General features: G+C 38.9%; 10 protein-coding genes. All 10 read left to right on the top strand.

The genetic code is table 11. From position 1 onward, the window contains the following. Nucleotides 1-249: 249 nt before the first annotated feature. Nucleotides 250-1,572: a hypothetical protein gene (locus CW745_RS06985; RefSeq protein ID WP_101107947.1), complete on the top strand. Its 1,323-nt coding sequence runs from the start codon at nt 250-252 to the stop codon at nt 1,570-1,572. 39 nt (nt 1,573-1,611) lie between these two features. After that, complete coding sequence (locus CW745_RS06980) at nt 1,612-2,355, top strand: thermonuclease family protein (protein ID WP_101107946.1); 744 nt, start codon at nt 1,612-1,614, stop codon at nt 2,353-2,355. Between the two features lie 92 nt (nt 2,356-2,447). After that, nucleotides 2,448-3,689: a malic enzyme-like NAD(P)-binding protein gene (locus CW745_RS06975; protein WP_101107945.1), complete on the top strand. Its 1,242-nt coding sequence runs from the start codon at nt 2,448-2,450 to the stop codon at nt 3,687-3,689. Between the two features lie 207 nt (nt 3,690-3,896). Continuing rightward, entirely contained in the window at nt 3,897-8,459 is a 4,563-nt protein-coding gene (locus CW745_RS06970; protein ID WP_101107944.1) for a biotin carboxylase N-terminal domain-containing protein, read from the top strand. Between the two features lie 109 nt (nt 8,460-8,568). After that, nucleotides 8,569-11,751: an ABC transporter substrate binding protein gene (locus tag CW745_RS06965; RefSeq protein WP_101107943.1), complete on the top strand. Its 3,183-nt coding sequence runs from the start codon at nt 8,569-8,571 to the stop codon at nt 11,749-11,751. A gap of 5 nt (nt 11,752-11,756) precedes the next feature. After that, nucleotides 11,757-12,515: a class I SAM-dependent methyltransferase gene (locus CW745_RS06960; RefSeq protein ID WP_101107942.1), complete on the top strand. Its 759-nt coding sequence runs from the start codon at nt 11,757-11,759 to the stop codon at nt 12,513-12,515. Between the two features lie 375 nt (nt 12,516-12,890). After that, nucleotides 12,891-13,235, top strand: coding sequence for a hypothetical protein (locus CW745_RS06955; RefSeq protein ID WP_101107941.1), 345 nt, complete (start codon nt 12,891-12,893; stop codon nt 13,233-13,235). A 72-nt stretch (nt 13,236-13,307) separates the two neighbouring features. Then, nucleotides 13,308-14,225, top strand: a complete 918-nt coding sequence (locus CW745_RS06950) for a manganese-dependent inorganic pyrophosphatase (protein ID WP_101107940.1) — start codon at nt 13,308-13,310, stop codon at nt 14,223-14,225. 114 nt (nt 14,226-14,339) lie between these two features. Beyond that, nucleotides 14,340-15,692, top strand: a complete 1,353-nt coding sequence (gene mpl, locus CW745_RS06945; protein WP_101107939.1) for a UDP-N-acetylmuramate:L-alanyl-gamma-D-glutamyl-meso-diaminopimelate ligase — start codon at nt 14,340-14,342, stop codon at nt 15,690-15,692. An 8-nt stretch (nt 15,693-15,700) separates the two neighbouring features. After that, entirely contained in the window at nt 15,701-16,306 is a 606-nt protein-coding gene (locus CW745_RS06940) for a flavin prenyltransferase UbiX (protein ID WP_101107938.1), read from the top strand. The last annotated feature ends 504 nt before the right edge of the window (nt 16,307-16,810 follow it).

Raw genomic sequence — 16,810 nt, 5'->3', positions numbered from 1 at the left:
ACCCTACCTGTGTTGTGAGTTTTGAAGGGAGAATAACTAACTTCAAAACTTACGCCTTGGTAGTTAAAATTTTTCTGCGCAAGACTAGATCACTTTCTAAACTCTATTGGTATAACCTCTTTTTTTATAGCTTGAATTAGTCATATGTTATGATTGATGAGCACTCTGACTTGTAACTTTCATGGAGAGAAAGGCAAGGCAGTTTTTATTATTATCGATTCTTTGCAAGGCAATCATGGAGTGATCGCTATGTCAGTACAAACCTCTGCTATTCAAAATACCGTTACTCGTTCCCGATTGAGTTTATCTTCTTGTTTAAAAGTCATTGCATATACCATAATTGTTATCGGTATATTGTACCGTGTTGATTATATTATTCAGTTCAACCCCATTCATCAAATATGGAGCGATCCTGCTCGTCATTGGGAGCAAGGCATTGATACACTGCGCTTTGATCCGATGTCACAAACAGACCCGATTGGTTTTCAATTATATATTGCAACCCTTGCAAAATTAACACTTAAAATCCCCGCTTTAGTTGCCTTTTATACGAGTATTCTTGCTGTCATTACGCCTTGGATCTGGTATCGATTTATGCGTGAATTACAACCAAGTAAAAATGCAGCATTATTAGGCTGGGCATTACTTTCTATCACCCCTAGTTGGATTAGCATTTATGGTTACCTGATGCAGGAAACGCTATTTTTGCCTCTGTTAGGCGCAGCGCTGTTTGCAACGTGGCGTTGTAAACGTAAACAAACGCTAGCGACCTATATTGTGATGATTGTAGTATGGATGATGGCAGGGTTAACCAGAGGTGTTGCTATTCCTCTGGCGATGGTGGCTTGTAGTTGGTTATGGTTGATACAAGGCGATAAAGCGCCCAAAGCATTATTAGGCTTAGTTGTTCTGACTTTTGTACTGGCCCCATTGGCATATCGTAGTTATCAAATAATGCACATTTTTGCACCGCATGGCATAGGTCATATGAATATGATTTATGCTAAATCGGGGGCGCGATCAATAGAGATTCAATATCATCGCGAAGGAGCCCGTTGGGGATATATATTTCAGTCTCCCGCTGCTGAAGCAAAACCATTTGCCCCATTGAGTGAGTGGCAAAGTCAGCGAGAAGGGCGCGTTTATGCCTATGTTGATATCGATAAAGGCATGGTGGATTGGGATAATGAATTAGGTAAACAGAAGTTAACATTAGAGAGATATTTATGGTTAACCCGTGATAATTTAATTTTATTGTTTTTTAGTGAGTCTTGGCCTGATTCGAACCGTGGACGCTTTATTGGTGAAGTTAATTATCAAACGCGTTGGATATGGTTTTTTATGGGGCTTGCTTGTTGTATTGCATTTGTTGTGAAACGTAAACAGCAACGAAAATACCTGTTATTACCAGCGCTAATCGTTACTTGGTTTGTGGTGCAAGGTTTACTGCCAATTAGTGTCAACGAAGGGCGTTATCGTATGCCTTTTAATGGTTTGATTATTGCACAAATGGTGTTACTTATCGGCATGAGAAAAAATCCAGTGATAGCCCCACAAAAACAGGCGTTATAACCTACAGTATTAATTCACCTTTACGCCTTGGGAGTGATTATGCGCTATAGCTTTGCGGTTATGTTATTTTTTATCTCAATTTCAACTTGGGCTGGTTGCGAACGCGTTAATTGGGATGAAACCGTCACGCTAAAAAAGATAAACGATGGCGATACGGTAACGCTTGAGAATGGGCGCTTAGTGCGCTTTATCGGTATCAATACGCCTGAGATAAATCATCGTAATCCACAAAAATCTGATCCCTATGCACAACAAGCCAAAGCATTGCTTGAAAGGTACATTCGCCCTGGTGATAAACTTCACCTTGTATTTGATAAAAGTAAACAAGACAAATATGGGCGAAAACTCGCTTATGTTTACAGTAAAACGGGCCGAAATTTAGCTCTATTACAGTTACAAGCTGGTTTCGCAAAGCATTGGGTTATTGGTAAAAATGATAAGTTTTGGCAATGTTTTCAAAGTGCCGAACGGCAAGCGCGGTTACGTAAAAAAGCCATCTGGTCAGGCTTTAAACCATTAACCGCGAAGCGATTACAAAAATCTGATAAAGGGTATGTTTATGTCAAAGGGAGTATCTCTGAGCTTGAAGAGGACAAGAAGGGGTTACACATCACCTTAGATAAACAACTCTTTGTGTTTATTAGCCGTAAAAATTTAAAGCGATTTTTGGATGCCGATATTAACTTCTCTCGACACGATAAATTATTGATTACAGGAAAGTTAAACTTTTCCCGCAATAAAGCGAAACTGACGCTCTACCATCCCGCACAAATATTACCTTGAATGTAATTAAAGCTGTAAAAACGGTTAAAATTTGACTATTATCACACTTTATTTATGGTTTTATCGCTTCATATTATTAATGGAATTTAACAATGTCAGATTTACGCCAACAAGCCCTTGATTATCATGCATTTCCTAAGCCAGGAAAAATTAGTATTGAATTGACCACTTCTGCGGAAACGGCCGATGACTTATCACTTGCATATAGCCCTGGCGTTGCAGAGCCGGTACGTGAAATCGCAGCCAATCCTGATGATGTTTATAAATATACCGCGAAGGGAAATCTCGTTGCAGTTATCACCAATGGTAGCGCTATTTTAGGTCTTGGTAATTTAGGTCCTCTGGCTTCTAAACCAGTAATGGAAGGCAAAGCATTACTGTTCAAGCGTTTTGCAAACTTAGATTCGATTGATATTGAAGTAAAGCACCGTACACCGGAAGAGTTTATTAACACTGTGGCTAATATTGCAGATACTTTTGGCGGTATTAACCTTGAAGATATCAAAGCGCCAGAATGCTTTATTATTGAAAAGGAGTTAAAACAACGCTGTAGTATTCCTGTTTTTCATGATGACCAACACGGTACGGCTATTGTAACGGCTGCTGGTATGATCAATGCCTTGGACATTCAAGGTAAAAAAATAGAAGAAGCTAAAATTGTATGTATGGGTGCAGGGGCTGCTGCCATCGCTTGTATGGAGTTATTAATTCAATGTGGTGCGTTACGCGAAAAAATATACATGCTTGATCGCAAAGGAGTTATTCATACTCGCCGTGATGATATTAATGAATATAAACAACGCTTTGCGAATAATACTGACCAACGAACGTTACAAGATGTGATCACTGGAGCGGATGTTTTTGTAGGTGTTTCTGGACCTGATGTATTATCAGCCGAAGACGTAAAGTTGATGGCACCTAATCCGGTTATTTTTGCCTGCTCAAACCCAGATCCGGAAATTAAACCTGACGTTGCACATGCGGTGCGTGATGATTTAATCATGGCCACAGGACGTAGCGATTACCCGAATCAAGTAAATAACGTTTTATGTTTTCCATTTATTTTCCGCGGAGCGCTCGATGCGCGTGCGACAGAAATTAATGAAGAGATGAAGGTCGCTGCTGTACATGCGATCCGTGAAATAGCTAAAGAGCCTGTACCAGAGTCAGTATTAGTTGCTAGTGGGTCAACTTCATTAGAGTTTGGTAAAGGTTATATCATTCCTAAACCGATGGACCCACGTTTACTCAAAAAAGTTGCCGGTGCAGTTGCGCGCGCGGCGGTTGCAACCGGTGTTGCTCAAATTGAATTACCGGATGATTACATGGTTTAATCGCGCGAAACATTAAATCAGCATTCAATAAAAACCCATTGATTCAATATAATCAGTGGGTTTTTTGTTAATTTAGACACATAAAACAATTAATGCTCGTGCTTTTAGCACCTGAGTAAAATCAGGACTAGCATCATCTGTTAATAAGTTGTAAATTAGGCAGATCTAATTTTTAAATTTCTATTACTATATTTGTAAGGGTACTGTATGTCAGGAAAACCTTCCTCTTCTCACATTGAAACAAATAACATCGCTGATCCGTTATTTCTTCATGCTGAGCATATCGCAAAAGACTTTTCGTTATTTCCGGATAACTCGTTACCATCAAACACTGAAAATTTAGAGGGGTTGATTGAGCGTAAACGTATCAAATCAAACCTAAGCGCTATCAAGAAATTAGGCGTTGATGCTTATATCGCGCGAACTGTTCAGCCAGCAGAAGATAATAAACGTCCTGGCGTAAAAGCGATCGTTGAAGGCTTTAACGGTAAAATTGTTACCGAGCAACTTAATGGTGCATTTTATAGTGCTGAAATAGAACTCGACTTTGGCGGTTATACGCGTCGTATTGGTCTTATCGGTCAAGAGCGTAGCTCGAATAACGGTGCATGGATGCCTGAGCATCACTTGGCTGCAAGTAAAGCGATTCGTAAGTTTGCGGATCTTTCTTTACCAATCATCTATTTAATTGACACTCCTGGAGCTGACGCGGGTGAAGAGGCAAATAGCCAAAACCAAGCACATAGCATCTCACAAATGATCACTGAAAGTGCCAATGTAGATGTACCAACTGTTGGTATTGTTGTTGGTGTTGGTTACTCTGGTGGTGCAATCCCACTAGCAACCGCTAATATTCTGCTTTCTGTACGTGATGGTATCTTTAATACTATTCAGCCTAAAGGGCTACAGAGCATCGCGCGTAAATATAACTTATCTTGGCAGGAGTGTGCACAGTCAGTAGGTGTTTCTCCCGAAGAGTTGTACACCAATGGCTGTATTGATGGCATTATCGATTACTCGCCAGTAGACCAAGATGAGCGTCAACATAATCTGCAAAAAGCGATTGTTTCAAGTATTCTTTCTATTGAATCTACTTCTGTTGATTTTGTACGTAAATACCCTGACATCCTTGAGCATTACAACCGCAGTTTATCTCGTTACTTAGAGCCTTCAAGCAAGTTGCTTGCTGTTGAAAATGCCTCTGATAATGCACATTTGTTAGCGAAAAACCCGACTGTACATAATAATGCATTTGGTACTACATATCGTTACATGCGTTACCTAACACTGCGTTCTCGTATTAAAGCGATTCAGAAAAGCGAATATGGTCGTTTATCTAAATTGACGATTCCAGAAGGTGATCTAAAAGCACGTATTGAAGATGATCGTAAAAAAGTATTCGTTACTTGGTTAGAGAATCCAGACAAACTAATCTATGACGATACGTTGAACAAAAACTGGAAAACATTCCTCGCTAAACGCGAAGATAAAAGCGTTGAACGTAATGCGTTTACTAAATTAATTTTAGGTGAGCCTGTTGCTAACTACGATAATGCACGTAGTACGCTAATGATTAACCTAACATGGTCTTTATATAACCGTTGGAAGAGCAGTGCTGAAGATAACTTCCGTGCATTAATTGCTTACTTAGAAGATGAGAAGACACTTCCGTTAACGGAAGCGTGGCCTGAACTTGCTGATTTAACAATTATTGATGTAGTTAGCCACAAAGAGACGCGAGACTGTTTTATCGTTCATTGTCGTCATATGCTGGTCTTTAATGCATTATACGATAATACGATGGGGAACCTTGCCTCTATTGCTAAAGAAGCAATGGCAACCAAAGAGTTATCACGCGAATCAGTATCATCACTTGTACGCAGTTCTTTAAAAGGTGCCCTGAGTAAAGTTAGTGACGATGACTACGAAGAATTAAAAGCAAGCTTCAATGCTTGGATTCAATACTTTACCGATCAAAGTGATCGTGGTGAAATCTTAGCTAAAGTGGAAGAGTGGAAGAGTATTGGTGCGCCGCAAATGAATGCAAGTTTATTTGTAATCATTACTTATTTTTACGAAAAAATATTGCCTTCTTACTACGCAAGTCATGAAGATGCTTCACAGTATAATGGTGCGATTAACCCTGTACGTATCGGTCGTCGTAAGGATTTCTGGAACCGCTTAACAATGGGTTATCAAGACCTCTTAATCCAAGCTGTTTTACGCTCTGAAAAGAATAAGAAAAATAATTCTCATACTGCGATTCTAGATAAATTCTTTACTAACTTTAAAGAGTCTCGTGCTGATTTAATGACTGCGAACTTATTAGAGTTCCCAGGGTTCCGTTTATCAGTTGAAGATGCGTTAGATAAAAATATCAAGCCTTGTGGCTTAATTTCTGGTATTGGTGAATTTAAACTAGCAAACGGTGATACACAGCGTGTTGGTGTAGCTGTTTCTAATCTTGCTTTCCAAGCTGGTGCCTTTGATATGGCAAGTGCAGAGAAATTCTGTGCACTACTCGTTAAATGTGCAAAACAACATTTACCTGTTGTGGCCTTTATTAGCTCTGGTGGTATGCAAACAAAAGAGGGGGCTGCTGCCTTATTCTCAATGGCGGTGGTAAATGATCGTATTACGCGATTTATTCGTGATAATGATCTGCCAGTTGTTATGTTTGGCTATGGGGATTGTACGGGTGGCGCACAGGCAAGTTTTGTAACGCATCCTTTAGCACAAACTTATTACCTATCAGGCACTAATATGCCATTCGCAGGACAAATGGTTGTACCTGCTTACTTACCATCAACGTCAACACTGTCGAACTACTTATCTCGTTCTGCAGGTGCAATGGATGGTTTAGTCATTAATCCATTCTCTGATGATTTAAACGATAAGTTACGTGAAATTGATGAAAATATGCCAATGCCAACGATCACAATTGAAGAAACAATTGAACGTGCATTGACTGGGTTTGTTCCTGTTTGTGATATTGATGAAGATTCATTTTCACAGGCTGATCCCCGCGCATTAATGAAACCAGTGAAGAAAGTATTAGTACATGCTCGTGGTTGTACTGCGGTTAAATTAGTACGTAAAGCGCAAGATAACGACATTAAAGTTGTGCTTGTCGCTTCTGATCCAGATATGAAATCTGTGCCTGCTGATATGTTAGGTGAAGGCGATAAATTAGTTTGTTTAGGTGGTAACACTTCAGATGAAAGTTACTTAAATGCAAGTTCAGTACTAAAAGTTGCTGAATATGAAGAGGTTGATGCATTACACCCTGGTATCGGTTTCTTATCGGAAAGCCCACAATTTGCTGATTTATGTGTCAGTCACAACATTAACTTTGTTGGCCCAAGCATGACCAGCATGTTGACCATGGGTAATAAATCAAACGCAATAAAAACTGCGCAAGATAATGGAGTGCCGGTAGTACCAGGCTCACACGGTATCTTAACGGGTGCAGAGCAAGCTTTGGATATTGCTAACGGTATTGGTTACCCTGTTTTACTTAAAGCGGTAAATGGTGGTGGCGGTAAAGGCATATTAGTTATTGAAAAAGCAGAGGATATGTTTGCAGGTTTTGCACAGGTTTCTGCTGAAGCGCGTGGTGCATTTGGTAATGGTGACTTGTACCTAGAGAAATACATTACTTCGCTTCGTCATATCGAAGTTCAACTTTTACGTGATAAACATTGTAATACTAAAGTGCTGGGTATTCGTGATTGTTCTGTGCAACGTAATAACCAAAAAGTAGTTGAAGAATCTGCATCAACAATGCTACCTGCTAAATTAGAAGCAGAAGCGCTTAAACATACAGCTGCACTTGCTGATGCTGTTGATTATTTAGGTGCGGGTACCGTTGAATTTATCTATGACCTTGATGAAGATGCTATCTACTTTATGGAGATGAATACGCGTCTGCAGGTAGAACACCCTGTAACAGAAGCAACATCTTGTATTGATATTGTAAGTGCGCAATACAACATTGCATCAGGTGATAGTATTGCTGATATGAAGCCTGCTAATAAAGGTTATGCTATCGAAGTACGTGTGACTGCAGAGAAAGCTGCACTTGATTCTGATGGTGTGATGCAGTTGTTGCCTCATCCTGGTAAAGTGGTTGAGTATTTTGTGCCTGAGCAAGACGATGTTGAAGTGATTTCAATGATTGGCGAAGGTAAAGAAGTGTCGCCATATTACGATAGCTTAGTTGCACAGTTTATTTGTACCGGAAAAGATCGTAACGATACCGTTAAGAAGCTACTCGCCTTTTTAGATAAAGTAGTAATCAAAGGAATTGCAACTAATATTCCTTTGTTACAACGTATCTTGAAAGATGAAACTTTCTTGAAAGGTGTTTACGACACGACTTACCTACCAAAATTCATGGCACAACTTGATCAACAAACCATGATTGATGAGATGGAAGCTTCGGCGTCAACGGGTAGCAGTGCAGTATCAATTACTGTTGATGGCAGTAATGAATTAAAAGTTATTGCGCAAAGTGCGGGTATTTTCTATCGTGCATCATCGCCAGCTGAACCTGACTTTGTACATGAAGGTGATATTGTAAATATCGAACAGACGCTTGGTTTGATGGAAGCAATGAAAATGTTCTCACCGGTTTCATTATCGACATTTAATCGACAAGACTCCGTATTGTATGACCCAAAAACCAAATTCCGTGTTGAACGAATTATCAACGCAAACGGTCAACAGGTCTCAAGTGGTGATCTACTTTACATCGTAACCCCTCTATAGAGGTTGCCTTGTCACAAAAAAGCCAGTCAATTGACTGGCTTTTTTTATGTCTTTTAAAAAGAGAGTATAATAGCAATACTTCTCAAATTGCTTTTATGGACAAAACAAATTGTTTAATTGCTCATTTTTTCGTTCACTGCGCCTTATTTTTATTACCTTGCTATTTGTATGTAGCCCACCCCTGTTTGCAAAAGTCGCAGAAGTTTTAGTGTTACATTCTGGTCATCAAGGGAACCAGTGGACGCGTGATATACAAGATGGAATAGAGGAGCAATTTGAAGATGAAAATATTGCGCTTTATGTTACTTATCTAGATAGTTATCAAGTTCTCTCTGAGCAAGCATTGGCTCAGTATGTTGATTATTTTGCGCGTAAATTTGAACAGCGCGATTTTGATGCTGTAATTGTTAGTGGCGATAATGCCCTGAAGTTAGTGCAAAGATACGCAGACCGTTTGTTTCTAAATACACCAATTATTTTTACCGGTATCAAACGTAATAAAAAATCTTTACTTAATTTTACCCATAAAATATCCGGTGTTATTGAGTCGGAAAATATTCTTGGCACGGTATTATTATCGTTATCCCTGTTCCCAGAAACTCACTCGTTATTTATTGTCACTGGTAACTCGCGTGAAAGTAAAATAACCACAAAAAGTATTGCTAAATTTTCCAAGCAACTCTCGCAGAATGTGATCACCTTTAACGATGAAACGGAAGTATCGTTAAAACAAAAAGTCAGTAAATTAACCGCTAATTCAGTACTGATTTTTGATGATTTTTCACGCGATAGGAATGGTCAATTTGTCAACAGAAGCACCATGCTTAAATCCCTGATTGGGGTGTCTAAAGCCCCTATTTTTGTTGTAAACCAACATGACTTAGAAGACGGGGTATTAGGTGGGTTAGTTATCAGTGGCGTGACGCAAGGTAAGACGGCTGCAATTAAAGTTTTAGATCTACTCCAAGGCGTGCCAATTGAGGCCCTGCCAGTTGAAGTTAATGTGAGTGATAAATATTATTTTCAATATGAAGAGATGTTGCGCTGGAATATTAAAGAGTCAGATGTGCCGAGTAATAGTATTATATTAAATGTGCCAGTGACTAACTTTCACTTCACCGACTCTTTTACCATCGCATTACTCTCTTGTTTACTAATGATTATATTTGCATTGATACAATGGTGGAAAGTGCATAAAGTAAAATTAGAGAAAGCCGAAGTAAAAAGAAAAAGCGACAATATTGAGCATATTTTTAACGTTTCTTACGACTTTATTTTTATCTTAGATCTGCTTGGCAATATTCGAAATGTAAACCAAACAGCGCTTAATGCAATTGATCAAGAGATAGCTGAAATGAAAGGGACTCCTTTGTGGGATGCTCGATGGCTAGCAAATGATTTAGAAAGTCAGCAACGGTTAAAGTCTGCAATGGGAGTGGCGCGACTAGGTAATCAAATTCGTTTTGAATGTATGTTGCTTGATAAAGTAGGGGAGCGCCATGCTTTTGATTTGTCGATTCAGCCCATTAGAGAAGGTGATGAAGACTCAGAAATAACTTCAATTATTGTCGAAGGTCGAAATATAAATGAGATAAAAAGTGTCGAAGAAGAAGTGAGAAAAGCCAATAAACGCTCTAACTTATTACTCGATGAAAGTCCTTCTATGCTTCTTATGTTAAACGCACAGGGACTTATTTTATCTTGTAATAAATATGGTTGTAATCTCCTTGGCTATGATGATGGTGAATTGATTGGGCGTAACTTGGTTACGTTGTATTCACAACTGGTTAATATTAGTGATCTAAAAGAGTATTTAGAGCACTGTAATAGCGCTGATGGGATGTTGCTTTCTAGGGAGATATCATACTCCACGAAAGAGGGCAGAAAAGTTTGGATTAATGAGCGAGTTCGTAAACTTGCTGAACACGATCAGTATTTCTTAGTTTGTGAAAATATTACAGAACGTTATGAGCTTTCTAAAGAGCTCAACTACCGTGCTTCTCATGATTACTTAACAGGCTTAAAAAACAGACTGTTTTTTGAAAATCAACTTGATAAGTATTTAAAAGATCTTGCTTATCAAAGTGCACCTTATAGTTTGATGTACCTTGATATGGACAAGTTTAAAATTATTAATGATACCTGTGGGCATCAGGCTGGTGATGAAGTATTAAGGCAGATTGCTGCTATTTTAACCGAGAGTGTGTCTGCTCACTCCCTCGTTGCTCGGTTAGGTGGCGATGAATTTGCGATTATAATGCCACAAACAGAGTTAGTTGAAGCGAAGCAAGCTGCACAACGTATTATCGATGCTATCGGTAAACATTACTTTTTATGGGAAGGGCAACACTTTTCATTAGGAATTAGTATCGGTTTAGCGGAGTTAAGCGATGCAGGTCGAGGTGGTGTGCATGCGTTAAGTTGTGTTGATAGCGCGTGTTATACTGCTAAAGAGTCTGGCCGTAACCGTATTCATATCTACGAAGAAGATAAACAGGAAGAGTTACGCCGTGAAGAAGTTGTTTGGGTAAATAAAGTACAAGATGCACTTCGAGATGAGTCGCGTTTCTGTTTATATGCGCAACTGATTAAACCGGTTGATGGTGATAGTGAATACCTCCACTATGAAATATTAACCCGCATGATTGATGAAGCTGGAAACCTTGCTTCACCAGATAAATTTATTCCAATTGCCGAGAGTTATAACCTCGCAGATAAAATAGACATGATCATTATTACTAAAACGCTTTCATGGTTACGTAATCATCCTGAGCATGTTAGTAAGTTAGATATGTGCTCAATTAACCTCTCTGGTCAGTCTGTAGGGGATCCACAATTTATTGATGACTTGGTTGAGCTATTAAACGGCTCTGCATTACCGCTTCAAAAGCTCTGTTTTGAGATCACCGAAACTGTTGCAATTGGAAGTTTCAGTAATGCTTCTAAACTAATTCGAGCACTAAAAAAACTGGGCTGTAAGTTAGCGCTTGATGACTTTGGAACTGGACTTTCATCCTTTGGTTATCTAAAACGCTTACATGTAGATTACTTAAAAATTGATGGTGTATTTGTAAAAGATATGGCCAATGATGAGCAAGACTTTGGGATTGTAAAAAGTATTCATGAGCTGAGCCACCTTTTTGGCAAAAAGACAATTGCTGAATATGTAGAAGATGAAGTCATTATTGAAAAGCTAAAAGAGATTGGCGTGGATTACGCACAGGGGTATCATCTTGGTAAACCAGTGCCGATTGATATGATGGCGCTTTTATCCGATAGCATGAGTGAATAAATTTAATGAACATCCCTTTAATTTGTAATGATAGTGCGCTGAACGCCACAGCCAAAAAACTACGTGAAAAGTGGGGCTTTGTGAGTACGCACAGTGATGATTTTCGTTTACACCTACTCCCTGAGTACCTAGCACTTGAGCAACTCGATGATCCCAAGCAAGGCTTAGTATTTGTGGATTTTGTCTCTGGGGCAACGGCACATCGTCGTAAATTTGGTGGAGGTAAAGGTCAAGCTATTGCAAAGGCGGTAGGTCTAAAAGCGGGTGTGCAACTTAATGTTATTGATGCAACAGCAGGACTTGGTCGTGATGCTTTCGTATTAGCTTCATTAGGGTGTAATGTTACCCTCGTTGAGCGTTCCCCTGTAGCCGCGGCTTTATTAGATGATGGGCTACAACGTGCTTATATCAATGCTGAAATTGGTGAGTGGATGAAACAACGCATGCAGTTACGGTTTGGAGCTGGAGTAGAATACCTTAAAAATCATCAAACAGATGTAGTGTATCTGGATCCGATGTTCCCGCACAAGAAAAAGTCTGCACTCGTTAAAAAAGAGATGCGCGTTTTTCAAGGTGTTGTGGGCGCCGATCTTGATGCTGATGAGCTATTAGAAGTCGCATTGGCTGCTGCCAAATATCGTGTTGTCGTAAAACGCCCTGATTACGCCCCCTTTCTTAATGATAAAAAACCTTCTATGAGTATTAAAACTAAGAAAAATCGTTTCGATGTCTATGTAAATAAAGCGATTCCTACGGATAAGTAATCACACTTCCCTTTATAACAGTAGTTATGGCTAAACTAGGTGATATACCAAACGAAGTAAATAACCTCAGTTCTGGATAAGCAAAGCGATACAATACCGCTATTTCCGCGAAATTAGGCGTTAAATCATCAGCCAATAACCCGTTATAGCGACGATGATTTGCCTTGAACTAACTGCTTTTTCCTGCGTAATATTTGATCACTATATTAGCGGAATTGGTATAAGTCGTTTTTCTGATCAAAATTTAGACCATGTACTTAGTTTGATTGGTATAACTCATCTCAGTATCTTACAACTTAGGCTTTTAATTACCTGTAATTTATTAATTGAACAAATAGGTTATAGTTATAAATCATTCTCAGTATTGGAGTATCCATGAAAAATTTTTTATCGCTACTCATACCTGCTTTATTTCCTTGTATTGCTTTTGCTGGAACCATAACTATTGAAAAAAGTGATTCGTTAATTCGTAATGATGTTTTTGATCAAAAAAGAGCGCGAGCAGAAGAGTACAAACAACGTGAAGCTGAGCGTAATGTTGACAATGAATATTGGTCCACACAGATTGATCCAAGTTGTGGCCTCCTGAGAAATCGATACTTACTCTATTTTTGTGCATCAAACGGACGTTATTACAAAGGCTATGAGTCGGGAGAGCAACGCGAGTATCGTCAGTTATCTAACGCGGAAATAAAAAAAATAGTGGATGCAAAAGATTAATAGTTAAATTTTAAAGTTAGATCGGTTATTCTGCGCACAATTAATTAACAAATAAAAAAAGGTAATTTTAAGATGCTAGTACTTGGACACCAAAACCCAGATTGCGATAGCCTATGTAGCGCTATCGGCCTTGCTTCTCTTTTCAACAAAATGGGACGTCCTGCAACACCTATTTTACAAGGTGAGCCTAACCCAGAAGCACAATTTCTACTTGAGCAATCGGGTTTACCACAACCAGAAATTCGTACAGAAGTCGCTGGTGAAGATATTTTTATTGTTGATTACTCTGACTGGGGTCAAGGCACAGCGGATATGAAAAAAGCAAATATCTTAGGTATTGTTGATCACCATAAATTAGGTGATATCACAACGTCAGCACCACTTGAATGTTGGATTTGGCCTGTTGGTTGTAGTGCAACCATCGTTTACAACATGTATAAATTTAACAACCAAACGCCAGATGCTCCGGTTGCGAAGATGATGATGGGAGCAATTATTTCTGATACGGTTAATTTCCAAGGTCCAACAACAACAGATATTGATAAAGTTGCGGCGAAAGAGCTAGCTGAAATTGCAGGTGTTGCTGATATTGAAGCATTTGCAAATGCACAGTTTGAAGCAAAGTCTGATATTGCATCAGTTGCCGCAGGCGAGCTAATTTTACGCGATCAAAAAGTATTTGAAATGGCGGGTGAAAAATTAGCGATTGGTCAATTAGAGTTAACCTCTTTAGAAACGGCATTCAGCAAAAAAGATGAAATGTTAGTAGAGATGGGCCAGTTGCAAGCAGACAAAGGCTACCATTCAACTATCGTGCTGTTAACTGATATTAATAAGTTAGATACAACGGCATTAATTATCTCTAAAGATGCCGATAAAGTCGCTAAAGCATTAAACAGTGTTGCTCTCGACCATGCTATTGAATTACCTGGTGTGGTAAGTCGTAAGAAGCAAATCATCCCATTCTTACAAGAAGCGTTTGAAGCTTAATCAGTCAGCAAATAAATTTTTAAAAGGGCGAACATCGTAAGGTGTTCGCCCTTTTTTATTGTTTAGCTTTCAGTTACCCTCAGTTATCGTTTGAGATTTCTGTTTGAGGTTTATATGCATATTCATATTCTTGGTATCTGTGGCACCTTTATGGGGGGTGTCGCCATACTCGCAAAATCGTTAGGTTATAAAGTCACTGGATCAGATAAAAATGTTTATCCACCCATGAGCACTCAGCTCGAACGGCAGGGAATAGAATTAATTCAAGGTTTTGATCCGAGCCAGCTAGACAGTAATCCTGATCTTGTTGTAATAGGCAATGCGATGAGCCGAGGAAATGCCTGTGTTGAAGCCGTACTTGATAAACAACTTCCATATATTTCTGGGCCACAGTGGCTGTTAGAGCATGTATTAAAAGATAAGTGGGTTTTAGCTGTAGCCGGAACGCACGGGAAAACATCTACATCTAGTATGCTTGCTTGGATCTTAGAGCACGCAAACATGGCTCCAGGCTTTCTTATTGGCGGAGTACCTGAGAATTTTGGTTTATCAGCACGTTTAGGCGAAACACCTTTTTTTGTTATTGAGGCTGATGAATATGACAGTGCCTTCTTTGATAAGCGATCTAAATTTGTACATTATCACCCGAGAACCTTAGTGTTAAACAATCTTGAATTTGATCATGCAGATATTTTTGAAAATTTAAGCGCAATTAAAAAACAATTCCACCATTTACTTCGTACTGTACCTAGTAGTGGTCGAATTATTCTACCAAATCATGATCAAGCCCTTATGTCTGTTAAGCATATGGGCTGCTGGAGTGAAGTTGAGTATCTTGATAGTAATATCGATGGTAACTGGTCAACCGAAAAAGTAAAACAAGATGGCACACAGTTTGAAGTGTTTTTGAATGGCGAAAGGCAAGGGCAGGTAAACTGGTCTTTAATGGGAGACCATAATGTCGCAAATGCGTTAGGTGCAATTGCAGCAGCACGTCATGTTGGTGTGACACCTGAGATTGCCATTCAAGCGCTTGCTGAGTTTAAAAGCATAAAACGTCGTATGGAAGTAAAGGGTAAAATTAATAATATAACTGTTTATGATGATTTTGCGCATCATCCGACCGCAATTAAAACAACCCTTGCAGGGCTTCGCGCAAAAGTTGGCAATGAGCGTATCATCGCTGTACTAGAGCCTCGCTCAAATACAATGAAACTAGGAATTCATAAAGAAGCGATAGTTAATGCGCTTAACGAAGCTGATAAAGTGTATTGTTTTGAAAGCGCAGATATTAACTGGTCGATGCAAGAGATGTTTGATGAACAAGGCAAGACAGTGGATATTTCCAATGAAATTGATGAGCTGTGCAATAAGCTAGTTAATGAAGCGAAAGCCAATGATCATATACTTATTATGAGTAATGGAGGTTTTGCTGGAATACATCAAAAGCTCCTAGATAAATTATAGGAAAAAATATGTTTAGCGAAAAGATAACCTTAGGTGTAACAGGTGCATCAGGGAGTGGTTATTTCTTACATCTATTACAAGCGTTGGTAGATAGTAACCGTCAGGTGTATCTACTTTTGTCGGATGCTGCAAAAATAGTATTAAAAACAGAAGTGGGCGAAGATTGGCCAGATGATATTAAACACCTTAACCCATTCTTAGAGAATCGTTTCAATGCACAGAAGGATCAAATTATTGCCTTAAGCAGTAAAGATTGGTTTTCTGCTGTCGCGTCAGGATCTTCTGCACCTAAAAAGATGGTTATCTGTCCATGTAGTTGCGGTACTTTTGCTTCTATTGCACAGGGACTATCCAATAATTTAATCGAACGCGCTGCTGATGTTATTTTAAAAGAGCAGGGACAATTAATTATAACGCCACGTGAAACACCATTTTCAACATTACATTTACGCAATATGCTTACCTTGTCTGAGTTAGGTGTAACAATTATGCCCTTAGCGCCTGGTTTTTATCATCAACCTCAGTCTATTGAAGATTTACAAGCATTTATGGTCGCACGGCTATTAGATCATCTTAAAATAGAACACCAGGTCAGTAAAAGGTGGTGCGAATAACCACTTTAATCATTAAATTGTAATAACTGCTTGTTAATTGAACGTATTTATCAAGGTTTTAATAAACTCGCAGTTTATTATAAATTAACGCTTGCCAAGGCTTCCTCAATCCCTATAATGCGACCCCACAGACACGGACGGCAACGCAAGTTACCAACCAAGTCCGAAGCAACAAACTCCTTACTTTAAGGTAAGCGATTTTGAGTCAACTAAAACGTTTAAAGTAATTTAAAATAAACGATTGACAAGCTTCAAAGGTAGCGTATTATACGCACCTCGCTGATACGGCCTAGCCGGTAAGCACGCTCTTTAACAATTTAATCAAACAATCTGTGTGAGCATTGATAGTAGATTTCAAAATAGTCCTTCGGGACAAAAAATCAATATCAGTGACACACGAATTAATTCATTAATAGGTCGAAAAGATTTATCTTTTTGATGATTAACGAGACGTATTGAACTTGTTCAATCGTAGTTAATTCAGAATAACATTGTAAATCGGAA

Origin of the sequence: Psychromonas sp. psych-6C06, assembly GCF_002835465.1 — a bacterium.
In the GTDB taxonomy this organism is placed as follows: Bacteria; Pseudomonadota; Gammaproteobacteria; order Enterobacterales; family Psychromonadaceae; genus Psychromonas.
The sequence above is the reverse complement of the archived record's forward strand: the minus strand, read 5'-3'. Positions and strand labels throughout refer to the sequence as shown.

Coding starts and splice junctions, on each gene's coding strand:
- CW745_RS06950 (WP_101107940.1), top strand. CDS start 13,308: ATGCTAGTACTTGGACACCAAAACCCAGATTGCGATAGCCTATGTAGC.
- CW745_RS06970 (WP_101107944.1), top strand. CDS start 3,897: ATGTCAGGAAAACCTTCCTCTTCTCACATTGAAACAAATAACATCGCT.
- CW745_RS06985 (WP_101107947.1), top strand. CDS start 250: ATGTCAGTACAAACCTCTGCTATTCAAAATACCGTTACTCGTTCCCGA.
- CW745_RS06960 (WP_101107942.1), top strand. CDS start 11,757: ATGAACATCCCTTTAATTTGTAATGATAGTGCGCTGAACGCCACAGCC.
- mpl (WP_101107939.1), top strand. CDS start 14,340: ATGCATATTCATATTCTTGGTATCTGTGGCACCTTTATGGGGGGTGTC.
- CW745_RS06980 (WP_101107946.1), top strand. CDS start 1,612: ATGCGCTATAGCTTTGCGGTTATGTTATTTTTTATCTCAATTTCAACT.
- CW745_RS06975 (WP_101107945.1), top strand. CDS start 2,448: ATGTCAGATTTACGCCAACAAGCCCTTGATTATCATGCATTTCCTAAG.
- CW745_RS06955 (WP_101107941.1), top strand. CDS start 12,891: ATGAAAAATTTTTTATCGCTACTCATACCTGCTTTATTTCCTTGTATT.
- CW745_RS06940 (WP_101107938.1), top strand. CDS start 15,701: ATGTTTAGCGAAAAGATAACCTTAGGTGTAACAGGTGCATCAGGGAGT.